Origin of the sequence: uncultured Gemella sp., assembly GCF_963525165.1 — a bacterium.
In the GTDB taxonomy this organism is placed as follows: domain Bacteria; phylum Bacillota; class Bacilli; order Staphylococcales; family Gemellaceae; genus Gemella.
Genome location: NZ_CAURJN010000001.1, coordinates 1 through 22,366, shown reverse-complemented (window position 1 = coordinate 22,366; position 22,366 = coordinate 1). Strand labels below are relative to the sequence as shown.

Annotated in this window: 28 protein-coding genes and 1 other annotated feature; all 28 genes read left to right on the top strand. The window is 32.3% G+C overall.

The annotated features are described in order from the left end of the window. The first annotated feature begins 16 nt into the window (after positions 1-16). Positions 17-553 (top strand): 50S ribosomal protein L6, encoded by a 537-nt coding sequence (rplF, locus tag RWQ74_RS00140; protein WP_314395692.1) that lies wholly within the window; start codon positions 17-19, stop codon positions 551-553. A gap of 27 nt (positions 554-580) precedes the next feature. Then, on the top strand, positions 581-937 hold the full coding sequence (gene rplR / locus RWQ74_RS00135; protein ID WP_314395690.1) for a 50S ribosomal protein L18: 357 nt from the start codon (positions 581-583) through the stop codon (positions 935-937). A gap of 19 nt (positions 938-956) precedes the next feature. Further along, positions 957-1,454, top strand: a complete 498-nt coding sequence (rpsE, locus tag RWQ74_RS00130; protein ID WP_003144191.1) for a 30S ribosomal protein S5 — start codon at positions 957-959, stop codon at positions 1,452-1,454. A 16-nt stretch (positions 1,455-1,470) separates the two neighbouring features. After that, on the top strand, positions 1,471-1,647 hold the full coding sequence (gene rpmD / locus RWQ74_RS00125; protein WP_003144406.1) for a 50S ribosomal protein L30: 177 nt from the start codon (positions 1,471-1,473) through the stop codon (positions 1,645-1,647). A gap of 31 nt (positions 1,648-1,678) precedes the next feature. Then, complete coding sequence (gene rplO / locus RWQ74_RS00120) at positions 1,679-2,119, top strand: 50S ribosomal protein L15 (protein WP_003147635.1); 441 nt, start codon at positions 1,679-1,681, stop codon at positions 2,117-2,119. A 3-nt stretch (positions 2,120-2,122) separates the two neighbouring features. Next, positions 2,123-3,427, top strand: coding sequence for a preprotein translocase subunit SecY (gene secY / locus RWQ74_RS00115; RefSeq protein WP_314395686.1), 1,305 nt, complete (start codon positions 2,123-2,125; stop codon positions 3,425-3,427). 5 nt (positions 3,428-3,432) lie between these two features. Further along, entirely contained in the window at positions 3,433-4,086 is a 654-nt protein-coding gene (locus tag RWQ74_RS00110) for an adenylate kinase (RefSeq protein WP_040464342.1), read from the top strand. Positions 4,087-4,101: 15 nt separating this feature from the next. Next, a complete protein-coding gene (infA, locus tag RWQ74_RS00105; protein WP_003144387.1) occupies positions 4,102-4,317 on the top strand; it encodes a translation initiation factor IF-1 in 216 nt (71 codons plus the stop codon). Between the two features lie 26 nt (positions 4,318-4,343). Then, complete coding sequence (gene rpmJ / locus RWQ74_RS00100) at positions 4,344-4,457, top strand: 50S ribosomal protein L36 (protein ID WP_003144208.1); 114 nt, start codon at positions 4,344-4,346, stop codon at positions 4,455-4,457. A 22-nt stretch (positions 4,458-4,479) separates the two neighbouring features. Next, positions 4,480-4,845, top strand: a complete 366-nt coding sequence (rpsM, locus tag RWQ74_RS00095) for a 30S ribosomal protein S13 (protein ID WP_060914797.1) — start codon at positions 4,480-4,482, stop codon at positions 4,843-4,845. Positions 4,846-4,870: 25 nt separating this feature from the next. Next, entirely contained in the window at positions 4,871-5,260 is a 390-nt protein-coding gene (gene rpsK, locus RWQ74_RS00090; protein WP_003144405.1) for a 30S ribosomal protein S11, read from the top strand. 35 nt (positions 5,261-5,295) lie between these two features. Then, positions 5,296-6,237, top strand: coding sequence for a DNA-directed RNA polymerase subunit alpha (locus tag RWQ74_RS00085; RefSeq protein WP_003144079.1), 942 nt, complete (start codon positions 5,296-5,298; stop codon positions 6,235-6,237). Positions 6,238-6,258: 21 nt separating this feature from the next. Beyond that, a complete protein-coding gene (rplQ, locus tag RWQ74_RS00080; RefSeq protein WP_003144119.1) occupies positions 6,259-6,627 on the top strand; it encodes a 50S ribosomal protein L17 in 369 nt (122 codons plus the stop codon). An 828-nt stretch (positions 6,628-7,455) separates the two neighbouring features. Then, positions 7,456-8,226 (top strand): threonine/serine exporter family protein, encoded by a 771-nt coding sequence (locus tag RWQ74_RS00075; protein ID WP_314395681.1) that lies wholly within the window; start codon positions 7,456-7,458, stop codon positions 8,224-8,226. Then, complete coding sequence (locus RWQ74_RS00070) at positions 8,226-8,696, top strand: threonine/serine exporter family protein (RefSeq protein WP_314395680.1); 471 nt, start codon at positions 8,226-8,228, stop codon at positions 8,694-8,696. The genes RWQ74_RS00075 and RWQ74_RS00070 overlap by 1 nt, the downstream gene beginning before the upstream one ends. Before the next feature lie 195 nt (positions 8,697-8,891). Continuing rightward, complete coding sequence (locus RWQ74_RS00065; protein WP_314395679.1) at positions 8,892-9,260, top strand: GntR family transcriptional regulator; 369 nt, start codon at positions 8,892-8,894, stop codon at positions 9,258-9,260. Between the two features lie 109 nt (positions 9,261-9,369). Continuing rightward, positions 9,370-10,236, top strand: a complete 867-nt coding sequence (locus RWQ74_RS00060; protein ID WP_314395678.1) for an ABC transporter ATP-binding protein — start codon at positions 9,370-9,372, stop codon at positions 10,234-10,236. Beyond that, on the top strand, positions 10,229-11,638 hold the full coding sequence (locus RWQ74_RS00055; protein ID WP_314395676.1) for a hypothetical protein: 1,410 nt from the start codon (positions 10,229-10,231) through the stop codon (positions 11,636-11,638). Before RWQ74_RS00060 ends, RWQ74_RS00055 begins: the two co-directional genes overlap by 8 nt. A 335-nt stretch (positions 11,639-11,973) precedes the next feature. Further along, positions 11,974-12,225 (top strand) — a binding site (T-box leader). Between the two features lie 99 nt (positions 12,226-12,324). Then, positions 12,325-13,065 carry a cyclase family protein gene (locus RWQ74_RS00050; protein ID WP_102169842.1) on the top strand — a complete coding sequence of 247 codons (741 nt, stop codon included), beginning with the start codon at positions 12,325-12,327 and terminating at the stop codon, positions 13,063-13,065. Between the two features lie 221 nt (positions 13,066-13,286). Continuing rightward, a complete protein-coding gene (locus RWQ74_RS00045; RefSeq protein WP_000912012.1) occupies positions 13,287-13,658 on the top strand; it encodes a GFA family protein in 372 nt (123 codons plus the stop codon). Positions 13,659-13,711: 53 nt separating this feature from the next. Further along, a complete protein-coding gene (locus RWQ74_RS00040; protein ID WP_314395671.1) occupies positions 13,712-14,875 on the top strand; it encodes a 5-methyltetrahydropteroyltriglutamate--homocysteine S-methyltransferase in 1,164 nt (387 codons plus the stop codon). A 443-nt stretch (positions 14,876-15,318) separates the two neighbouring features. Then, positions 15,319-16,878 (top strand): ABC transporter substrate-binding protein, encoded by a 1,560-nt coding sequence (locus tag RWQ74_RS00035; RefSeq protein ID WP_314395669.1) that lies wholly within the window; start codon positions 15,319-15,321, stop codon positions 16,876-16,878. Between the two features lie 195 nt (positions 16,879-17,073). Then, the gene (locus RWQ74_RS00030) at positions 17,074-18,030 is read left to right on the top strand and encodes an ABC transporter permease (protein ID WP_314395667.1); all 957 of its coding nucleotides are present in this window, start codon (positions 17,074-17,076) and stop codon (positions 18,028-18,030) included. Between the two features lies 1 nt (position 18,031). After that, on the top strand, positions 18,032-18,856 hold the full coding sequence (locus RWQ74_RS00025; protein WP_314395664.1) for an ABC transporter permease: 825 nt from the start codon (positions 18,032-18,034) through the stop codon (positions 18,854-18,856). Between the two features lies 1 nt (position 18,857). After that, positions 18,858-19,724, top strand: coding sequence for an ABC transporter ATP-binding protein (locus RWQ74_RS00020; RefSeq protein WP_314395662.1), 867 nt, complete (start codon positions 18,858-18,860; stop codon positions 19,722-19,724). Next, positions 19,724-20,617, top strand: a complete 894-nt coding sequence (locus RWQ74_RS00015; protein WP_314395660.1) for an ATP-binding cassette domain-containing protein — start codon at positions 19,724-19,726, stop codon at positions 20,615-20,617. The genes RWQ74_RS00020 and RWQ74_RS00015 overlap by 1 nt, the downstream gene beginning before the upstream one ends. A gap of 312 nt (positions 20,618-20,929) precedes the next feature. Continuing rightward, a complete protein-coding gene (gene ybaK, locus RWQ74_RS00010) occupies positions 20,930-21,421 on the top strand; it encodes a Cys-tRNA(Pro) deacylase (RefSeq protein ID WP_314395658.1) in 492 nt (163 codons plus the stop codon). Positions 21,422-21,581: 160 nt separating this feature from the next. Continuing rightward, complete coding sequence (locus tag RWQ74_RS00005) at positions 21,582-21,956, top strand: hypothetical protein (RefSeq protein WP_314395656.1); 375 nt, start codon at positions 21,582-21,584, stop codon at positions 21,954-21,956. The last annotated feature ends 410 nt before the right edge of the window (positions 21,957-22,366 follow it).

The window sequence follows — 22,366 nt, the reverse complement described above, 5'->3', positions numbered from 1 at the left end:
AGGAGGTGCCAATTAAATGTCACGTATAGGTAATAAAGTTATTACAGTACCTGCAGGGGTTGAAGTTAACATCGTAGATGGTTTCGCAACAGTAAAAGGACCTAAAGGTGAATTAAAACAACAATTTGATAAAGACATGACTTTCAACATTGAAGGAAGTGAAATCACAGTAGTACGTCCATCTGACTCAAAACGTCACCGTACAGTACACGGAACAACTCGTGCTATCTTAGCAAACATGGTTGAAGGTGTATCAGCTGGATTCAAAAAAGAACTTGAATTAATCGGGGTTGGATACCGTGCTCAAATGCAAGGTAAAAAATTAGTACTAAGTGTTGGATATTCTCACCCAGTTGAATTCGAAGAAATTGATGGAATTACATTAGGTGTTGAAGGAAACACTAAAGTTAGTATCGAAGGTATTAACAAAGAAGTAGTAGGGCAATACGCAGCTAAAGTTCGTGCAGTACGTCCTCCAGAACCTTATAAAGGTAAAGGTATTCGCTACGTTGGTGAATATGTTCGCCGTAAAGAAGGAAAAACTGGTAAATAATAGATAACAGAAAGGAGTGTTTCAAATATGATTACGAAACTTGACAAAAATAAAGTTCGTAAAAAAAGACACGCAAGAGTACGTGTTAAAGTTCAAGGGAGTCCAGAGGTTCCACGTTTAAACGTATACCGTTCAAACACAAACATTTACGCACAAATTATTGATGACACTAAAGGTGTTACATTAGCACAAGCTTCTTCATTAAAACTTGAGAACGTTTCTAAATCAAGTGTAGAAGCAGCTAAAGAAGTTGGAAAATTAATCGCAGAAGTAGCTAAAACTAAAGGAATTGAAAAAGTTGTTTTCGACCGTGGAGGATACCTATATCACGGACGTGTTAAAGCATTAGCTGAAGCAGCACGTGAAAACGGACTTGTATTCTAATAAGGAGGGAAATAAGTAGATGCGTCAAGAAGAAATCAAAAAAGAATTTGAAGAACGCGTAGTTGCCATTCGCCGTGTAGCTAAAGTTGTTAAAGGTGGACGTCGTTTCCGTTTCTCTGCTTTAGTAGTAGTAGGTGACAAAAATGGTCGCGTAGGATTTGGTACAGGTAAAGCTCAAGAAGTACCAGATGCAATCAGAAAAGCAGTAGAAGCTGCTAAACATAACTTAATTACTGTACCAGTAGTTAATGGAACAATACCTCACGAAATTATCGGACAATTTGGAGCAGGTTCAGTATTAATCAAACCAGCTGCACCTGGTACAGGGGTTATCGCTGGTGGACCAGTTCGTGCCGTATTAGAATTATCAGGTATTTCAAATATCTTATCAAAATCTCTAGGTTCTAACACACCAGTAAACATGGTTCGTGCTACAATCGAAGGATTAACAAGATTACAAACAGTAGAACACGTAGCAGCTTTACGTGGTAAATCTGTGGAAGAATTATTAGGATAAGAGGAGGGAAAAGAACATGACATTAAAAGTAACCCTAACTCGTAGTACTATTGGTCGTCCAAAGAATCAAAGAAAAGTTGTTGAAGCTCTTGGTCTTAAAAAAATGCACCAAACAGTAGAACACAAAGATAACGCTGCGATTCGTGGAATGATCAACAAAGTTTCACACTTAGTAACAGTAGAAGAAAAATAAGAATTATTAATACAAGGAGGTGCTAGTCTAAATGAAATTACATGAATTACAACCAGTTGAAGGTTCTCGTAAAGAGCGTAACAGAGTAGGTCGTGGGATTGGATCAGGAAATGGTAAAACTTCAGGACGTGGTCAAAAAGGACAAAAAGCACGTAGTGGTGGTGGAGTTCGCCCAGGATTTGAAGGTGGACAAAACCCATTATTCAGACGTATTCCAAAACGTGGATTTAACAATGTAAACAGAAAAGAATTTGCAGTTGTAAATCTTAACGACTTAAATAAATTTGAAGATGGTACTGTAGTATCACCTGCTCTATTATTAGAAACTAAAGTTATTAAAAAAGAACTTTCAGGTGTTAAAGTATTAGCTAACGGTAAATTAGAGAAAAAATTAACTGTACAAGCGCACAAATTCTCATCTTCAGCAAAAGAAGCTATCGAAGCAGCTGGAGGAGTTTGCGAGGTGCTATAATATATGTTTAGTGCATCACTAAATTTATTTAAAGTTAAAGAAACTCGTAATAAAATTTTATTTACCTTATTTGGTATATTCCTATTCCGTATCGGTTCATATTTACCGATACCTGGAGTAGATGCAGATGTTCTTAAAAGTCAAGATGCATCTGGATTATTCGGAATATTTAATACATTTGCAGGAGGAGCTTTACAACAGTTCTCTGTATTCGCTATGGGTATCATGCCATACATTACAGCATCTATCGTAATTCAACTTATGCAAATGGATGTTATTCCTACATTAACCGAGTGGTCAAAACAAGGTGAAGTAGGTCAAAAGAAAACACAAAAATTAACAAGAGTCTTAGCAATTGTCTTAGCATTTATCCAATCGCTTATTATGTCTTATGGATTTAATAATGCGTATCATGGATTAATTAAAGATACTTCAATTCTAGGATTCATTACAGTGGCTTTAGTATTAACTGCTGGTACAGCATTATTACTATGGCTAGGGGATCAGATATCACAATATGGTGTAGGTAATGGTGTTTCTATCATTATCTTAGCGGGTATTATTGCTCGTTTACCAATGGAGTTCATTCAAGTTTATGAATCTCAAATTAAAGATGCTGAAAACCTTACATTAGCAATTTTAAAAATTGTTATTGTAGCAATCATTGTTATAGGAATTGTTGCTGCTGTTGTTTACATGCAAGAAGCAATTCGTAAAATTCCTATTCAATACTCTCAAGCGAGAGCAGGTCGTAGAATGTTAGGAGCAAGATCAACTTACTTGCCTCTTAAAGTGAATAGTGCCGGGGTTATCCCAGTAATCTTCGCTATCGCATTCTTACAATTACCTAGAACTATTGCGATATTCGCACCTAATAACGAAAAGTTACAAAAAATTGTATCATATTTCGATTTCAGTCATGTTCTAGGATTAACATTATACGTAGTATTAATTATTGCGTTCTGTTACTTCTATGTAATGGTGCAAGTTAACCCAGAAAAAATGGCTGATAATTTAAGAAAACAAGGAAGTTTTGTTCCAGGGGTTAGACCAGGTAAAAAAACTGAACAATACATTACAGGTATTTTATACAGACTAACGTTTGTAGGTTCAATATTCCTAGCAGCTGTTTCGGTTCTTCCAACAATATTCACAAGCATTGCTAAATTACCAGCATCTGTTCAAATTGGTGGTACAAGTTTAATAATTGTTGTCAGTGTAGCGCTAGAGACAGTTAAACAACTTAATACTCAATTAACAGAGAAGAACTATAGAAGTTTCATTACAGGACGAAAAGGTGGTAAATAATCATGATGAATATTATTTTAATGGGATTACCAGGAGCGGGTAAAGGTACTCAAGCAGAGCAAATTAAAGCGAATTATCCAATTCCGCATATTTCTACTGGAGATATGTTTAGAGCTGCTATTAAAAATGAGACTCCGCTTGGAAAAGAAGCAAAAAGTTATATTGATAAAGGACAACTTGTTCCTGACAGTGTAACTATAGGATTAGTTGAAGAAAGATTGAATCAAGAAGATGCAAAAGAAGGCTTTTTACTTGACGGTTTTCCAAGAACAGTAGAACAAGCTGAAGCCCTTGATCAAATTTTAGCAAAAACTAATAGAAAAATCGATAAAGTACTAAATATCGATGTAGATCCAGCTATTCTGTTACCTCGTTTAACAGGTAGAAGAATCTGTAAACAATGTGGAAACACTTATCACTTACTTTTCAATCCTACAAAAGTTGAAGGTGTTTGTGATAATGATGGTGGTGAACTTTACCAAAGAAGTGATGACAATGAAGAAACAGTTGGTAATCGCTTAGAAGTTAACATCAAACAAACAAAACCTCTTTTAGACTTCTATAGTCAAAAAGAAGGTGTAGTTGAAAATGTTAATGGTGACCAAGACATCAAAGTAGTTTTCCAAGACGTACAAAATATATTAGACAAACTGAAATAGTCAGGGAGGAAAAGTATGGCAAAAGATGTCATTGAAGTAGAAGGTTTAGTAGTAGAAAACTTGCCGAATGCAATGTTTAAAGTAGAATTAGAAAATGGTCATATTATTTTAGCTCATGTTTCTGGAAAAATCAGAATGAATTATATAAGAATTTTACCAGGTGATAAAGTTACAGTAGAAATGAGTCCGTATGACCTGACAAAAGGTAGAATAACTTATAGATTCAAGTAAGTTATAAACTCAAGGAGGAAATAACGATGAAAGTAAGACCATCAGTGAAAAAGATCTGTGACAAATGTAAAGTAATTCGTCGTGGTGGTAAAGTATTAGTGATTTGCGAAAACGCAAAACATAAACAAAAACAAGGATAATTAATTAGGAGGTGCAAACTTAATGGCACGTATAGCAGGAGTAGATATTCCACGTGAGAAACGCGTTGTTATATCTCTAACTTATGTATATGGTATAGGTTTAAAAACTTCTCAAAAAATCTTAAAAGAAGCTGGAGTTTCTGAAGATGTGAGAGTTAAAGACTTATCAGAAGATCAATTAGATAAAATTCGTGAAATCGTAGATAACTACAAAACAGAAGGTGATTTACGTCGTGAAGTTTCATTAAACATCAAACGTCTAATGGAAATCGGATGTTACAGAGGAATTCGTCACCGTCGTGGACTTCCAGTAAGAGGGCAAAACACTAAGAACAACTCTCGTACTCGTAAAGGTCCTAAGAAAACAGTTGCGAACAAGAAAAAATAATTAGGATAGGAGGAGAAACACAACTATGGCTCGTAAACAACAATCACGTAAACGTCGTGTGAAAAAAAATATACAAAATGGTGTTGCACACATTCGTTCTACATTCAACAACTCAATCGTAACAATTACAGATGAACATGGTAATGCAGTATCATGGTCAAGTGCAGGAGCACTAGGATTCAAAGGTTCTAGAAAATCTACTCCATTCGCAGCACAAATGGCAAGTGAAGCAGCAGCTAAACAAGCTATGGAACACGGAATGAAATATGTAGATGTAACAGTTAAAGGCCCAGGTGCAGGACGTGAAGCAGCTATTCGTGCATTACAATCTGCTGGATTAGAAGTTACATCAATCAAAGACGTAACTCCAGTTCCTCACAATGGATGTCGCCCACCTAAACGTCGTCGTGTATAATAATAACATAGACAAAATTTAGGAGGTTTAACATAATGTTAGCAATAGAAAAACCAAAAATTCAAATCATTGAAGAATCATCAGATAAAAGATTTGGTCGCTTTGTAGTTGAACCACTTGAACGTGGTTATGGAACTACATTAGGTAATTCATTGAGAAGAATGTTAATCTCATCATTACCAGGAGCAGCAGCAAGAAGCATCGATATTGAAGGAGTTCAACACGAATTCCAAGCAATTAAAGGTGTTGTAGAAGATGTTACTGAAATCATTATGAACGTTAAAAACATCGCGTTTGTAGTTCATTCTGAAGAAGAAAAACAAGTATCAATCAGTGTTAAAGGTCCTGCAGTTGTTACAGCAGCGGACATCGCTATCGATTCTGATATCGAAGTAGTAAATACTGATCAACACATTGCAACAGTATCTGAAGGTGGACAATTTGAAATGATTATTTACGTTGGAAAAGGACGTGGATTTGTACCAGCTGATGGAAACAAAAAACGTGACTTACCAATCGGAGTTATTCCAATCGATTCAATTTACACACCAGTATCAAAAGTTAACTATACAGTAGAAAAAACTAGGGTAGGTCAAAGCACTGACTTTGATAAACTTATCTTAGACGTTACTACTAATGGTTCAATTACAGCTAACGACGCTTTAGCATTAGCATCAAAAATTCTAATCTCGCACTTAGAATTATTTATGGAAATGTCTGAAGAAGCAAAAGCTGCTGAAATATTGGTAGCTAAAGAAGAAGATAATAAAGTTCAAATGTTAGAAATGACAATTGAAGAATTAGACTTATCAGTACGTAGTTACAACTGCTTAAAACGTGCAGGAATTAACACAGTACAAGAATTAGCTAACAAAACAGAACAAGAAATGATTAAAGTAAGAAACTTAGGTCGTAAATCTCTAGAAGAAGTTAAAATTAAACTTCAAGAGTTAGAACTAGGATTCAAAGAAGAATAATACTAACAAGGAGGCACACTAATGGGTTACAGAAAATTAGGACGTACATCAGCTCACCGTAAAGCGATGTTAAGAAACTTAGTAACTGCTCTACTAGTACACGGTAGAATTGAAACAACTGTTACAAGAGCGAAAGAAGTTCGTTCATTAGCAGAAAAAATGATTACATTAGGTAAAAAAGGTGATCTAGCAGCAAGACGTAATGCAGCTAAATTCATCCAACCTGTTGCAGTAGCAACTGAAGAAGGTAAGAGTCAATTAGCTCTTAAAAAATTATTTGAAGAAGTAGCACCTAAATATGCTGACCGTAACGGTGGATACACTCGTATTCTACGTGTTGGACCACGTAAAGGTGATGGTGCAGAAACAGCTATTATAGAATTAGTTTAATATAAATTTTTCATACAACAATAACATACTACATACACACACAACTAAACAACACATACAACAAGAATTTAAACTAATTTTTTTGGCAAAAGAGTGCTTGAAATGCGTAGGAAAAGGCTACGTCGTCTAGCTCTAATGTATCCTAGCATATCGCTAGGATACCCTTTTGTCCCTTTAAAAATTAAATCTAATTATACTTTAAAAGATTACCAGGCAAGGTAGTCTTTTTTTGCTTTGTACCTTTCGTTTTAGCAATTCTTCGAATTGCATAAAACGTTAGGTACAAAGTACGCAAGGACGTACCAAGAAGCGAGGCGATAGCTGAAGCTGATTGGAATACGTCTACTGCGAGGCAGTGTTAAGATTTTTAGAATCTTCGATTCGTAAAAATCATTACGTGCAAAATATGCAAAAGGAACTAAATTTCTGAGGAACAAAGAGACGAAAGAAATTTTTAGTTCCAACTGCGAAGTGACAAAGGAATTATAAGAAACTTGGTAAAAGTATTATTTAACGTTAGGTACAAAGTACGCAAGGACGCACCAAGAATAAAGCTGATTGGAATACGTCTACTGCGCGAGTCGTTAAGATTTTTAGAATCTTTGATTCGTAAAAATCCTTACGTGTAAAATACGCAAAAGAAACTAAATTTTATATTAGATGTTATATATGCAATGATTTTTTAATTTGTATAATTGAAAACTATGTTTTTATAGATGGTTTTATGATATAATGATTTTAAAATTTATTTATGGAAGGTAAGATGACTAGATATATAGTTTTAAATTCTATTTGAACTTTATATTTAATCTTTAATGGAGAAGAGTAATGTATGAGAAATTATTGATGAAAACAGCGTTACTTGCGGGAAAAATATTAATGGAAAATGGTGCCGAGGTATATAGAACAGAAGATACTCTTGAGAGAATCATTAAACATGGTGTTGGTGATGATCGTATTGATGAATATTATACTCATGTTACTCTTACTGGTATATTTATTAGGATAGAAAAATTAGGAACTGATTTTCGAAGAGTAGGAGATAGAACTTACAATTTAACAAAAATATCGGAAGTTAATTCACTATCGAGGGCATTTACATCGGGAAAAATCAGTCTACCAGATATGTATAAAGCGTTAAAAAGAGTTCAAGATGAAAAGAGTCCTATAAAGGATTGGTTTAAAGTTCTTTGTTCAGGGATTCTTAGTGGTAGTATCGTATTGATCTTTGATGGTAATTTTTGGGATGTTATACCTGGAGGAATAGCTGGAGCAGTCGCATTTTATGTTTATATTAAAGTTATCGACTATTTAAAAGCGCCTTTTATTTCTGAGTACATTAGTACTTTTGTCGGTGGTTTAGCAGGATATATAGGCTTTGCTTTGTTAAATGGACATTCACTAAGACTCGCGATGATAGGAGCAGTAGTGCCTCTTGTACCAGGTATTACGATAACAAACTCGATGAGGGATATTATCGCCAGACAGTTTATTTCTGGATCTATTCGATTTATTGAAAGTTTCTGTGTGGCTTTTGCATTAGGTGCAGGAATAGTTACTGTGTACTATATAGTTAGACTTTTAGGAGGTGTGGTATAATGCTTGCTATAATGAGTCATGCCTTATTGCTACTATATCATTTTATATTTAGCTTTATATCTTCAGTATCTTTCGGAATTATTTGCGATGTCCCAAGAAAAACTTTGGTAACTGGTGGAATAATTGGTGCGATAGGATGGTGTGGATACTGGGGGATGTGGAGCCATGGACATAGTGTATTTATGTCAAGTTTAGTATGTTCGTTATTATTGGCTAATATAGGGCAAATTTGTGCGATTAAATTTAAAAATCCAGTAACTGTATATTTCGTTCCAGGACTTGTTCCGGTAGTGCCTGGGGTAACTATTTATGATGCGTTCAGAACATTGTTGTTAGATGATTATGGTAATTCTGGAAAAATTTTCTTAAATAGTTTTTATGGTGCTATAGGATTAGCAGTTGGTATAATAATAGCTGATTCGATTTTTAGAGTCGTACTAAAACCATTATTAAATAAAAAAGTTAAATAAAGAGATTTACAAAAAATCGAATTACCGGAAAAAATTGGTATGATTTTTTGATAAGCTAAGTAAGTAAAGATATAATAATTGTTTCTTTGAAATTTATTATATCTTATTTTTTTACTTGTAATGTATGGTGATGTGTGGTACACTATAAGTGGAAGATGTATGGTGGTATATGGTACACTTGGAAAGGAGGTCACCATGTTTCAAATTGATTCATTATCAGATAAACCGATTTATAAACAAATAGTAGATCAAATTAAGTCTATGATAAGCAAAAATTTATTACAGGAGGGAGATAAATTACCATCGGTAAGAGAATTTTCGAAAATGCTTGGTGTTAATGTTAGTACAATTCAAAAAGCTTTTCAACAGTTAGAAAGTGAAAAGATAATCACAACAATCGTAGGGAGAGGTACTTTTATTACAAATAATTTTGATAATATTGTTCCAAATTATGAACTCATAGATTCAATAATTGAGGAATTAATTAGGGAAGTAAAGATAAGGGGAATCTCGGAAGAAGATTTATTAGAAAAAATTAAGTTGGAATTTCGAAAGGGTGATTAATTATGGATAATAAGAAGATTGATGGAAAGTTAAAAGAATTAATCATGGAATGGAAATTCTTAGGGTTATCGATGGAAAAATTATGCGAAGTAGATAAAGGAGAAAAATTATGAAGCTTATGATAGAAAAAATTAATAAGAAATTTTTAAAAAATATAGTGTTAAATAATGTTAGTTTTACCGTAAGTACTGGAGAAATTGTAGCGCTTATTGGTAGAAACGGAAGTGGAAAAACAACATTATTAAAGATTTTATCAGGAATATATAGTCAAGATTCTGGTGAAATAGGAATTGAAGGTATAGATAATAAAAATATAAGAAAACAATTGATTTATATACCGGATAGATTCGATTATTTTAAAAATTCTAAAATTAAGAAAGTTTGTGAATTTTACAAGTTAGCTTATGAAAATTTTGATGAACAATATTTTAAAACAGAATTAGAAAAAATTAAATTATCACAAACCAGCAGATTATCTGAATTATCAAAAGGACAACTAGCTATTTTTAGTTTGATTTTGGGGATTTCATGTCGAACGAAGTTTATCTTCTTAGATGAACCACTAGATGGGATAGATGTGATAAATACTAAAATGATAGTTGATTATATTTTGGACGCTCAAAGTGATGGAGTTGGGTTATTAATTAGTAGTCACCAATTAAATGCTCTGGAAAATATAAGTGATAAGGTTGTCTATTTAGATGATGGAGTTGGAGTTAGTGAAGAAATTAATAAGGATGAGTATAGTAAATATCAATTAGTATACCAAGAAAAAATACCAGAGGAGTTACGTCGTAACCCTGATATAAGAATTATTAGTAATATTGGAAGAGTTTATGTGGTTATTATGAAGGGAAGTTATGATGCTACTCATGACATTATTCAAGATAAAGATCTTCTTCAATATGATAAATTACCTATTGCATTAGAGGATATCTTTTTATTAAATAGTAAAGGAGAAGATGAAAATGTGTAAAGATATTTTAAAAATTATGCGCATATATTTGAAACAATATTCAATAATGTTAATTATACTATTAATTGCCTTCTCGACATTTGCTGCTACAACTACCAATAAACAACTAAATAAATTAAAAAATGGAGTTGCAGTTTATGATTTTCAATTAACAACAGGAATAGTTAAGGAATTGGAAATTAGGAAAGGCGCATCGAATGATGAATTAAATCAAAAAATACATGAATTGTATAAGGAGAAAGAAGAATATCAAAAAAATTATAAAGAAAAATTATCAAAAGAAAAATTAAATGAGATGAAACATTCTTATGCGATTGGAGCATATTTACATAATTTTCCAAGTTCTTCAATATGGACATTTTATACTAATAATGAAGATCTAAATGTACTTGTAGGTAGTGAGAGTGAAAAATACAAACAATATTTAACAGAAGAAGAACTAAATAACGTTCCTAAGTATAAAGAATGGTCAAGAATGCAGCCGGGTAGCAAGGAGTATTTTGACAAGCAAGAAGAACTAGATAAAATATACCCTCCAGCATTAGATATTAGTAATACAAAAACATTAACTTTCTTAAAAGAAAATTTAGAATCTAGTAAAATTAAGTTAAAAGAAACTCTATTTAACGAGGGAACTAATATTGGGTATTATATTTTAATAACTTTAATCCCGTTATTAATCTTTGGAGTTGAATATCATACTAATTTTGGTAAATTTGTAGCGAGCTTACCTTATGAAAAAGAGAAAGTATACTTTGCTAAAGTAATTTTATCATTCTTAACCTTAATAGTTAGCTACATTCTAACAGGATTAACCAATATAGCAGTTATAAGTAATAGTTTGTTAGGAGAACACTATAATGTGCCAGCTGTATTTGAAATAAATAATAAAATTTATATACTAGGAATAGGTCTAGTATTACTAGGAGCAATCTTATCAAGTTTTTGCGGAAGTATATTGAGCATAGGTGTGATGTATATTCCAGCTCTCACATTAATATATTATCCATTGGGAGTATGGATTGGTGTAGGAAAATTATTCTTTGTAAATTATTTTTCAAATGAGCCGTTTCTTGATAATATACCAAAGATGCCAATATTTTATTATTTCGGATACGCTCCTTGGAAAAGTATAATTATTTACCTAGTTATTTTAACTGTAATTATGCTAGTAGCAAGTAAGATTTATAAAATACATAATGTAGAAAAAGAAGGAGAATTTTTCACAATAGAAAGACTGTCATTAGTGGGATATTTAATATTGTTAATGGGAATATTTGCTTTCGTATTAATAGTATTAGTGGATGTATTTACTATTAACCGTGGTCTAGCTTTAGCATTAACAATATTATTAGTGCCAGCTGTTCTTTGGAAATTGGTTCAAACAAAGATCAGAATATAAAATTTTATTGAAAATTAAAGGGAAGAGATGAGAGTTTCTAAGAAATAATTAGAAATTCTCATTTTTTTATATATTTAATAAGGTGCAGGTAAAAATCAATTTTATAAAGTTATTAATTAATATTTTCTCTAAATAATACATATTCGCAGTAAAAAAGAAAATTTTTAATCGATGAAAAGGCTGATTTTAGACTTTACAATCTACTGATTTAACTAGCTTTTATTCAAATAATATGGAGTATATAAAAGTTCTACAGAAAGAAAACATGTAAATTTTTTCAAAAAAAACTATTGACAGATAAAAAATAACTTGTTATACTTAATCACAAGTTAATGATTCACACGTTGAAAAGATAAGTAAAAGTGAAAGATGGTAAAGAGAGTCTTGGTTGGTGAAAAGAGATCGTATTGGAAGCTTTGAAAATGGTCTTTGAGTGTTAATGGTCGAATAATTAGACTTTTACGGGTGAGCCCGTTATAGCTTCAGGGTATAACATCACTGTATTTTGGTGCGTACTTTTTGAGTTGATATTTGTGAGAATATTATAAAGTAAGGTGGTAACACGTAAATTATTAGACGTCCTTGCAGAAGCAAAAGCTTCTGTGAGGACTTTTTTTATTTCTCAAAATAATCACAAGAATACTTAACTTAATCTAATATTATAAACACTTTGGAGGGACAAAAACATGTCAGAATTATTAAATATTTATAAAACTTTAAAAAACAAAAAATGGGTTAACTTAAGTCACAAAATCGATGAAAATTCACCTAAGTTCCCAGCACTACCTGCTTTAGAAAAAGAAAATGTCTTTACTTTAAAAGATGGATTTTATGTTCAAAAATTCTCAGTTGTTGGGCAATATGGAACACATATCGATGCACCAATTCACTTTGTTGAAGGTGGACGTTGGTTAGATGAGATTGAACTTAAAGATTTACTATTACCTTTATACGTAATCGATAAAAGTAAAGAAGTAGCGGAGAATAATGACTATGTAATTTCTAAACAAGACATTCTTGATTTTGAAGCTGAACATGGAGAAATATTACCAGAATCATTCGTAGCATTCAGAAGTGATTGGTCTAAACGTTGGCCTAGCTATGATGAAATTAGAAATCTAGACGAAAATGATGTTCAACACACTCCAGGTTGGGGAAGAGATGCATTAGAATTCTTAATTAAAGAAAGAAAAGTTAAAGCTGTCGGACATGAAACTCTAGATACTGACTCAGGAGTTACAGCAGCTGCAGAAGGACTAATTCAAGAGTATTACTTACTAGAACAAGATATTTATCAAATTGAAGTTTTAGCAAATCTTGATCAAGTACCAGCGACTGGAGCACTAATCTCAATTGCTTATCCAAACTGGACAGAAGCAACTGGATCACCAGTAAGAGTAGTAGCGATACTACCAGAAGACGAATAGTACGGTCTTTATAAAAAAGTTTTAGTTTATGAGAAAAAATATGTATTAGAAAAGAAGAAAAGTTTGAAGAGAAAAGTTACTAGAAGTTTATAATAAAGTCAAAATAATAAAGTCAAAATAATAAAGTCAGAAGAGTAAAGTTAAAAGAGAAAATAAATTAGTTAAACAAAAGGATGTCTATCAAGGATGTCAAAATAAAGTAGTAGAAAGGAGCATACATAATGCTTAAAGGATCTTGTTTATGTAAAGCAGTGACCTACACTCTAGATGAGGAATTATCGGAATTAGTTTTTTGTCATTGCTCATTTTGTCGGAAAGCAACTGCGTCTGCTTATACAGTTAATGCTAAAGTTAGCAGTGAAAAGCTAGTATTGCATGGAAAAGAAAAGCTTGTTTCCTATAGTTCTTCTCCAGGAAAACAGCGTTATTACTGCCAGAACTGTCATAGTCAAATTTTCACTGTTCAAGAAAATATACCAGAAGTCTGTGCTTTGAAATTAGGTACAATAGATGAATGCGATCAGAATTTACAAACTGTTCCTAAACGTCATATTTTTCAGGATCCAGCCTTTTCTTGGTTGCTTGATAAATAAATCTAAGAAGATAGAGAAAATAAATTAGTTAAATAAAAGGAGAAAAAAATATTATGTGTCAAGGATGTCAAAATAAAGTGGTAGAAAGAGCAGCATATAGAGTAGATCACGTGGGATCATTTTTAAGACCTAAGGAGTTAGTAGAAGCTCGTGAAAAATTTTCAAAAGGAGAATTATCACAAGAAGAATTAACTAAGGTAGAAGATAAAGTAATTACAGAATTAGTTGAAAAACAAATAGCAAATGGACTAAAAGGAGTAACAGATGGAGAGTTTCGTCGTGCATACTGGCACCTAGACTTCTTTTGGGGACTTAACGGTGTAGAACATGTTCAAGGAGAAAAAGGTTACCCATTCAAAGGTATCGAAACTAAACCAGATACAGCAAAAGTATCAGGAAAAATCAGTGGAGAAAATCACCCATTTGTAGAACACTACAAATTCTTAAGAGACTTAGTAGCTGATAAAAAAGATGTGACTGTGAAATTAACAATTCCATCACCATCACAATTATACTTCGAGTTAATACGTACTGAAGATCACATTAAAGGATATGAAAAATTCTACCCAACATTTGAAGAATTAAAAGATGCGATTGTAGCAGCTTATAAACAAGTAATCGCAGACCTTTATAAAGAAGGATTACGAGTATTACAATTTGATGATTGTACATGGGGAGCATTAGCTGATGATGGATTTGCGAACCGTTTCCGTGACGCACGTCCATTAGAAGAAGTTCGTAGAGAATATGCAGCACGTTGTCTAGCTCTTAACAATGAAACAATAGAAGGGAAGCCAGGAGATTTAGCAATCAATACACACGTTTGTCGTGGTAACTTTGCTTCTAAATGGATTTCTCAAGGTGGATATCAAAATGTTGAAGACGAGCTACTTGCGGGAGAAAACGTAGATGCATACTACTTAGAATACGATACAGATCGTGCAGGAGATTTCAAGCCACTAGCAAAAGTAGGAAAAGATAAAAAAGTTGTTTTAGGATTAATTACATCTAAATTTGCAGATTTAGAAGATAAAGAAGAAGTAATCGCAAGAATTAAAGAAGCTAGCGAAAACGTACCATTAGAAAATATTTACTTAAGTACTCAATGTGGTTTTGCTTCTACAGAAGAAGGAAATGTGATTACTGAAGAAGATCAATGGAAGAAAATCGCCCTAATAAAAGAAATTGTAGAAGAAGTTTGGGGCACAGAAAATTAATAATACTTTAGGTTCTGAACCAAAAGTCTTAAAATTTAACAAAGTTCATATGCGAACTCATAGATGCAGTGGTTTATTGATATCTAATAAACTTTGCGGGGGTGACTCTACAAAATCTTGTTTCTCCGAAATCACGATTTTTGAGTCACTTCCAATCAAAAGAATTATATAATTAAAGTAAATGATAAAAGTAAGCACATAAATTGACATCTTTATATATAATACAGTAAACTAAACTAGCATTGATTTCATTCGTTCAATGTTAAATAATATCTGGTTTTATTATTCTTATTATGAAATATAGTCTATTTAATCAATACATGAGTAGCAATGTAAGTCTCTCACTGTCGAATAGACAAATGTATTTAACCATTATTAAATAGGGGAAACCAAAATAATTTGTAGTTAGAAAAATAGGACTTAAAATCAAGGAGGAAAAAAGAATGAAAAAGAACAAATTGTTTATAGGAGCACTAGCGTTAGTAATGAGTGTTGTAACAGCATGTAGTTCAAAAACGCAAAACACAATTACCACTTCTCAAGATAAAGATACTTTCACGTATGCTATTAGTGATGATCCATCATCAACTAACCCAATCAAGGTTAGTGACCGTTGGGGATTAACAATGACTAATATTATCTACTCACCATTAATCAAAGTTAATGGAGATGGTTCAAAAGAATATGCCTTAGCAGAATCTACTGAACTTGCAAAAGATGGTCTTAGCTTAAAAGTTAACTTAAGAAAAGATGTAAAATGGTCTGATGGACAAAAATTCACAGCTGACGATGTAGTTTTCACTTATCAAACAAAAGCTAAAAAAGAAAATGGAAACTTCAAAAACTTATGGATTGGTGACAAACCGATAACTATTGAGAAAGTAGATGACTACACTGTAGTATTTAAGTTCCCAGAACCAAGTGCAGCTGCGGCAAATAACATTGCAAATGAAACTTACATTATTCCAAAACACGTTTATGGAAATGTATCTGACTTCTCAGTTAAAGAATTAAAAGAAACACCAGTAGGAACTGGACCATACAAACTAGTAGAAAACAAACGTGGAGAATACATTAAATTTGAAGCGAATGAAAATTATTACAATGGTAAGCCAAAAGTTAAAAATGTAGTACTACGTATTATTAAAAGTGCTGATACTACAAAAGTAGCATTACAAAAAGGTGAGGTAGATGCAGCATATGTATTACCTGCTGCAATTAAAGATTTAGATTCTAAAAACATCGATACTTATCCTTACAGTGAAAACCGTATTGGATACTTAGGACTAAACACAAACACAGATGAATTAAAAGATGTTAAAGTTAGACAAGCTATTTTATACGCATTAAACAAAGAAGACATGAATAAAGCTGCTTACTTAGATAGTAAATACTACCAAAACCCTTATTCATTCTTACCACCGAAAAATCCATTCCATACTGATGATGTAGAGAAATATACTCAAAATGTTGAAAAAGCAAAATCACTATTAAAAGAAGCGGGAGTTTCTAACTTGAAACTTAACCTAGGGTATGCAAGTAACGATGCTGCAAATACTATCCAAGCAACATTTATCCAACAACAATTGCAAGCAGTAGGAATTAATGTTGAGCTTCGTGGTGGAGATGAAACAGCTATCTTTACAGAGTTAAGAAAACCTGGTTCTAAAGCTTACAACCTATTCTTAGGTGGATATATCATGGGTAACGATCCCGATTTATACTCTAAGCTATTTGGATCAAATGGTACTTCAAATTACTTCCAATACAGAAGTGAAAAAGTTGATGGATTATTCAAACAAGGTGCAGCTGAATTAGATGAAACTAAACGTAAAGAAGTGTACAAAAACCTTCAACAAGAAATTGCTAACCAAGCATACCTATACCCAATCGTAGATAACCAAAAAATCTTAGCGGTTAACAAACGTGTTGGAAATGTTAACGATGCTAAGTTAGTACCAATCTACACATTTGATGATTTATCAAAAATTACTCTTAAATAGTAATAGTAGTGGAAAATAAAATATAGTGTGAGGGGGAGTACGATAAAATCCTATTTATAATAAGATTTTATAGTATCTCCCTCGCTTTATTAGTTTTAAGGGAAATGTTCATTTATAATTTATATCCAAAAGATTTGTGATAAATTATAAAAGAATCGCGTAAAAATATAGTAATTAAAATTTAAAGGAGATTGTATGATTCGATATATTTTGAAACGTATATTACAAGCAGTACCATTACTTTTAGTAATATCGTTTATAGTATTTACTTTAATACATTTAGCACCATATGATGCTATCGATGCACAGATAACGTCGAACATGTCAAAAGAAGAAATAAATATTCTTCGTGAGCAAAGTGGACTTAATAAACCATTCTTAATTCAGTATGTGGATTGGTTAGGACAAATATTGAGTGGGAATTTCGGACACTCATTAGTAACTCACAATAGTGTAGGAGAAGAAATCCTAGCGAAAATACCTAATACAATATCATTAGTATTACCAGCCTATATAACAGCACTAATAATCGCAATAGTACTAGGATTACTAGCGGCTGCAAATAAAGGTAAATGGCAAGATAAATTCATCGATGCAGTAGCTTCACTTGGAATAGCTACTCCATCATTTTGGATAGCGATGATATTCATCTATGTTTTAGGATACCAATTAAACTTATTCCCAATAATAGGAATGCACACAATTGGTAAAGAGGATGATTTTGGTGATTTCTTATCACACTTTATCATGCCTTATCTAACATTAACAATCGTATTCTTCGCAGAACTTACACGTTATGTAAGATCTTCAGCTTTAAGCCAAACAAATGAAGAGTATGTAGTAGTTCAACAAGCTTTCCAAGCGACAAAAACTCAAATTTTCACAAGACACATTGTAAAAAACGTACTAATCCCAGTAATTACTCAAGTGGGTATGTCACTACCGATGTTAGTAACTGGAGCAATTATTACAGAAACAGTATTTAGTTGGCCGGGAATTGGACCATATATTACACAAGCAACTAGAGCTTTAGATTATCCTATTATAATGGCAGTAATGTTACTTTCTGCTACACTAGTAATAGTAGGTAATTTAATTTCAGATATACTTTACTCTATAGTAGATCCTAGAATTAGAAGAGGAGGTAAATAAGATGAAAAGATTTATTAAAATAGCTAAAAGTTCAAAAATTTATATTTTTTCACTTATTTTTATAGCGATATTAGTGTTTGTATCATTAATAGCACCTTTACTTCCTATTGATCCAGCGGCTACTGATGTAGCAAATCTATCTCAATCACCAAGTCTACAGCATTTATTCGGGACTGATGAGGTAGGTCGTGATTACTTTATCCGTGTAATCTATGGAGGGCGAATTTCTCTTATAGTAGGATTACTAGCGATGGTGACTGCAGTAACAATCGGAACGATAGTAGGACTTATCGCAGGTTATGTTGGTGGAGTTGTTGATAGTTTACTTATGCGTTTAGTTGATGTATTATCATCTATTCCATGGTTAGTATTAGTAATTGTACTTAGTGTATTTTTAAAACCAGGAATTGGTTCAATAATTATAGTAATAGGATGTTTTTCTTGGATGCGTCTTGCGAGATTAGTTCGTGCAGAAACTTTATCAGCAAAAGAATACGACTACGTAGTATACAGTAGATTTAGTGGTGTAAAAACTATCTCTATTCTAAAGAAACATATTATTCCAGCTATAATACCAACTTTAGTAGTAGCAGCAAGTGCTTCAATAGCTAATGCAATAATGACAGAAGCGGCGCTTAGTTTCTTAGGACTTGGTATTCAACAACCTATGACTTCTTGGGGAACACTTCTGCAAAATGCACAACAAAGTTTACAACGTGCACCTCATATGGCAATTATCCCTGGATTATTTGTAATGTTAACAATTTATTCATTTAATAATATTGGTAACTTATTTACAAAATATATTCAAAAGGAGGGAGAATAATATGACAAACATAGTAGAATTAAAAAATCTAACGGTTAATTATAAACCAAATAAAGAAGTAGATAAACAGTTAATACACGGTATCGATATTAATTTTAGAAAAGGTCATATCACTGGTGTTGTTGGAGAATCTGGTAGTGGAAAAAGTATTCTGATGCGTAGCATAATGTCTATTCTTCCTAACAATATTTTTGATAAAAATGATAAGTCTAACTTTGATGGAAAGGAAGTTAAGAAGGGTGAAAAGTTACCAATCTCTATGATTTTCCAAAACCCTATGACTTCACTAGATCCAGTTAGAACAATTGGTTTTCATTTAATAGAAGTAATAGAAAGATTTCAAAATAAATCTAAAGAAGATGCGAAAAAACTAGCTATAGAGCAACTTGAAAAAGTAGGTATTCTTAATGCACCTCTTAGAATGGAACAATACCCACATGAATTATCTGGTGGTATGCGTCAAAGGATATTAATAGCTATGGCATTACTTGCTAATCCTAAGTTATTGGTAGCAGATGAACCAACAACAGCTTTAGACGTTACGGTTCAAGCACAGATTTTATCTCTTATTAAAAAATTACAAAAAGAAACAGAGCTTAGTGTTGCACTAGTCAGTCACGACTTCGGTGTAATAGCTGGAATGTGTGACTATGTGTATATTATGTATAGGGGTAGAGTTGTCGAAAAAGGAAATGTTGAAGAAATCTTCAGCAATGCACAACATCCATATACAAAACAACTTCTTGCAGCGGCAAGATTAGAAAATACTAATAAAGAACTTCTTACTGTTGATTATAAAGAAGATGACAAACACTATACTTGGCAAAAACTTAGCGATACTCATGAGTATCTGAAAGAGGTGGAATAATGAGTAAAGAGTATTTAAAACTAAAAAATGTACGAAAAGTTTATAAGTCTAAAGGAATGGGCAAAGAAGTCAAAGAAACTATAGCTGTTAATGATATTAGTTTAGATATTTATAAAGCTGAGACGCTAGCTGTAGTAGGCGAATCTGGAAGTGGAAAGACAACCCTAGGTAAGGGGATTTTAAATATTGATTCATTCACATCAGGGGAAGTTTTTGTAGAAGGTAATGAAAAGTCTTTAACAAAAATGACAAAAAAAGAGCTTGCAGAAGTATATAGCAAGATGCAAATTATATTCCAAGATCCTTATTCATCACTAAATCCGAGAATGAGTGCTTTAGATATAGTTATAGAAGCTTTACACAAAGAGGATAAAGAAACAGCTAAGAAAAAAGCGTTAGAAATACTAGAGTTTGTAGGAATTTCTAATGAGGATGCGTTAAAATTATCAAATGCTTTTAGTGGAGGGCAACGTCAACGTACTGGTATTGCTCGTGCAGTTGTAACAAGACCAGATTTTATTTTATGCGATGAACCAACTTCTGCTTTAGATGCTTCAACACAAGCACAGGTAATTAATTTATTAAAAGATTTACAAGAAAAATTCTCTCTAACATATTTATTCATCTCACATAACTTAGGTGTAGTAGAGTATATCGCAGATAGAATAGCTGTAATGTATAGAGGTAATCTAGTAGAATTAGGAACAACAGCACAGATTATGAAAAATCCGCAGCACGTTTATACAAAACGTCTTCTAAACTCTATGCCGATTATTAATCCAGTAAGAGCAAGAAAGATGTTTGAAGACTTCGAAGTTAGTGCAGAGGAAATAGTAATAACTGGTAGTGAAAAATTCGAAGAAGTTGAAGAAGGACACTTTGTATTAAAATAAAAATTCAAATACCAATCTCAAAGAATAGAAGATCTAGCTCTTGAGGTTGGTATTTTTTCAAATAATTTAAAACAGATTTTGACAGTAGGCAAACTTTGGAGTAAAATAAGGGAGTGACTCAAAAATCGTGATTTCGTAGAAATCGATTTTGTCGAGTCACCCCCGCAAAGTTTATTAGATATCTAAAAAGCTTTTATAAAGCGCATTTAGATATCAATAAACCACTGCGTCTATGAGTTTTCTTGTAAACTTTTTTAAAATCTAGGACTTTTAGGCTAGTCCTATGAAGAAATTAAATAATGAGGTACTAATATGAGTAAGAAAAAAGAATTAAAAACAAATGCTATGCGATTTTTAGATGAAAATGGTGTAGAATATAATCATTTTGAATTTGATGCAGAAAGTGATGCTGCAAAGACTGGTGTAGGAGTAGCTGATATTATCGGGCGTGATCATAATCAAGTTTTTAAAACAATTATGACTACGGATGGCAAAGGTAACTACGTTGTAGGTGTACTTGTGAGTGAAGACAGTATAAACTTTAAGAAACTTGCCAAAGCAGCAGGAGTGAAAAGTTTATCAATGTTACCACTTAAAGATCTGACAAAAATTACAGGATATGTAAAAGGTGGATGTTCACCATTTGCGATGAAAAAATTATTCCCGACTTTTGTAGATGAGAAATGTCGCGAAGTAGAAACGATTATTATTTCTGCAGGTAAAGTAGGTCACCAAGTGGAAGTAAAACCAGAAGTTTTAGAGCAACTTATCGGTGCTCAAGTAGTAGACTTCAAAGCTGAATAATATAAGTAGAATGACTTTAGATAATGATGTGCTTTCCTGAAATTTAGGGCAGATTTATATTTAAAGTCATTTTTTATAAAAATCATCATAAAAAGGTTTGCATAGTTGAAAAAAAGGAGTATAATAGTAGTAAGATAAGTAGTTGGGGAGGTGCATACTTATGAAAAAAAATATTAAAATAGGAGCGATGAGTTTATTATTAGTGCTACTTCCAGGAAGCTTAGGGGTTGGTACAGTCTATTCTTCATCAGGAGGAAACGCTAATGTAAATGAAGAAAATACAACATATCAAGATAATAATGTTGTAACGGATAAAAGTCCAATTGTTAATAATTCTGAGAATACTGGAGAAAGGATTTCTAAAAGTATTCCTTATGATTATCCTGTAGGTTCAGAGTATCCAACAAGTGTAAATTATAGTCAATTTTATGATGGGCGTGGTTGGGCTTCAGGTACATTATACTTCAGTGATATATATCCAATAGGGAATGGTAAAGTACGTGTTTGGTATCATGGAGAATTAAGCTTAAAATAATATAATAAACTTTATCAGAGATGTCTTAGAGTGTTTATTGCTCTAAGGCATCTTTTTTGGGAGTGATTCAATATCGTATTTTCAGAGAAATTGATTTTGTCTTGTCCCCTCGCAAAGTTTATTAGTACTTTTATAAAGTGAAATTATATATAAAGAAACAGATGTGTTTAAATTTCTTTTAAATATAGACCTTTTAGGTTAGTTGCTTAAAAAATTAGAAATAATTGTTGAAAAAAGACAATAATTCTCCCTAAATATTTTTGAAAACGTATAAAGTAACAATATTTACGTTAATTGAAAATGTATTGTAATATAATTGAAATAGTTTAGATATTTTAATGAAACGTTGTTTTGGTATAATCTTAAGAGTAAGGAGGCGTGGTATGTTATTTGATACACATGCGCATCTA

What these genes read in the sequence shown, in the direction of transcription:
- rplF (WP_314395692.1), top strand. Translation starts at nt 17, where the DNA reads ATGTCACGTATAGGTAATAAAGTTATTACAGTACCTGCAGGGGTTGAA.
- rplR (WP_314395690.1), top strand. Translation starts at nt 581, where the DNA reads ATGATTACGAAACTTGACAAAAATAAAGTTCGTAAAAAAAGACACGCA.
- rpsE (WP_003144191.1), top strand. Translation starts at nt 957, where the DNA reads ATGCGTCAAGAAGAAATCAAAAAAGAATTTGAAGAACGCGTAGTTGCC.
- rpmD (WP_003144406.1), top strand. Translation starts at nt 1,471, where the DNA reads ATGACATTAAAAGTAACCCTAACTCGTAGTACTATTGGTCGTCCAAAG.
- rplO (WP_003147635.1), top strand. Translation starts at nt 1,679, where the DNA reads ATGAAATTACATGAATTACAACCAGTTGAAGGTTCTCGTAAAGAGCGT.
- secY (WP_314395686.1), top strand. Translation starts at nt 2,123, where the DNA reads ATGTTTAGTGCATCACTAAATTTATTTAAAGTTAAAGAAACTCGTAAT.
- RWQ74_RS00110 (WP_040464342.1), top strand. Translation starts at nt 3,433, where the DNA reads ATGAATATTATTTTAATGGGATTACCAGGAGCGGGTAAAGGTACTCAA.
- infA (WP_003144387.1), top strand. Translation starts at nt 4,102, where the DNA reads ATGGCAAAAGATGTCATTGAAGTAGAAGGTTTAGTAGTAGAAAACTTG.
- rpmJ (WP_003144208.1), top strand. Translation starts at nt 4,344, where the DNA reads ATGAAAGTAAGACCATCAGTGAAAAAGATCTGTGACAAATGTAAAGTA.
- rpsM (WP_060914797.1), top strand. Translation starts at nt 4,480, where the DNA reads ATGGCACGTATAGCAGGAGTAGATATTCCACGTGAGAAACGCGTTGTT.
- rpsK (WP_003144405.1), top strand. Translation starts at nt 4,871, where the DNA reads ATGGCTCGTAAACAACAATCACGTAAACGTCGTGTGAAAAAAAATATA.
- RWQ74_RS00085 (WP_003144079.1), top strand. Translation starts at nt 5,296, where the DNA reads ATGTTAGCAATAGAAAAACCAAAAATTCAAATCATTGAAGAATCATCA.
- rplQ (WP_003144119.1), top strand. Translation starts at nt 6,259, where the DNA reads ATGGGTTACAGAAAATTAGGACGTACATCAGCTCACCGTAAAGCGATG.
- RWQ74_RS00075 (WP_314395681.1), top strand. Translation starts at nt 7,456, where the DNA reads ATGTATGAGAAATTATTGATGAAAACAGCGTTACTTGCGGGAAAAATA.
- RWQ74_RS00070 (WP_314395680.1), top strand. Translation starts at nt 8,226, where the DNA reads ATGCTTGCTATAATGAGTCATGCCTTATTGCTACTATATCATTTTATA.
- RWQ74_RS00065 (WP_314395679.1), top strand. Translation starts at nt 8,892, where the DNA reads ATGTTTCAAATTGATTCATTATCAGATAAACCGATTTATAAACAAATA.
- RWQ74_RS00060 (WP_314395678.1), top strand. Translation starts at nt 9,370, where the DNA reads ATGAAGCTTATGATAGAAAAAATTAATAAGAAATTTTTAAAAAATATA.
- RWQ74_RS00055 (WP_314395676.1), top strand. Translation starts at nt 10,229, where the DNA reads ATGTGTAAAGATATTTTAAAAATTATGCGCATATATTTGAAACAATAT.
- RWQ74_RS00050 (WP_102169842.1), top strand. Translation starts at nt 12,325, where the DNA reads ATGTCAGAATTATTAAATATTTATAAAACTTTAAAAAACAAAAAATGG.
- RWQ74_RS00045 (WP_000912012.1), top strand. Translation starts at nt 13,287, where the DNA reads ATGCTTAAAGGATCTTGTTTATGTAAAGCAGTGACCTACACTCTAGAT.
- RWQ74_RS00040 (WP_314395671.1), top strand. Translation starts at nt 13,712, where the DNA reads ATGTGTCAAGGATGTCAAAATAAAGTGGTAGAAAGAGCAGCATATAGA.
- RWQ74_RS00035 (WP_314395669.1), top strand. Translation starts at nt 15,319, where the DNA reads ATGAAAAAGAACAAATTGTTTATAGGAGCACTAGCGTTAGTAATGAGT.
- RWQ74_RS00030 (WP_314395667.1), top strand. Translation starts at nt 17,074, where the DNA reads ATGATTCGATATATTTTGAAACGTATATTACAAGCAGTACCATTACTT.
- RWQ74_RS00025 (WP_314395664.1), top strand. Translation starts at nt 18,032, where the DNA reads ATGAAAAGATTTATTAAAATAGCTAAAAGTTCAAAAATTTATATTTTT.
- RWQ74_RS00020 (WP_314395662.1), top strand. Translation starts at nt 18,858, where the DNA reads ATGACAAACATAGTAGAATTAAAAAATCTAACGGTTAATTATAAACCA.
- RWQ74_RS00015 (WP_314395660.1), top strand. Translation starts at nt 19,724, where the DNA reads ATGAGTAAAGAGTATTTAAAACTAAAAAATGTACGAAAAGTTTATAAG.
- ybaK (WP_314395658.1), top strand. Translation starts at nt 20,930, where the DNA reads ATGAGTAAGAAAAAAGAATTAAAAACAAATGCTATGCGATTTTTAGAT.
- RWQ74_RS00005 (WP_314395656.1), top strand. Translation starts at nt 21,582, where the DNA reads ATGAAAAAAAATATTAAAATAGGAGCGATGAGTTTATTATTAGTGCTA.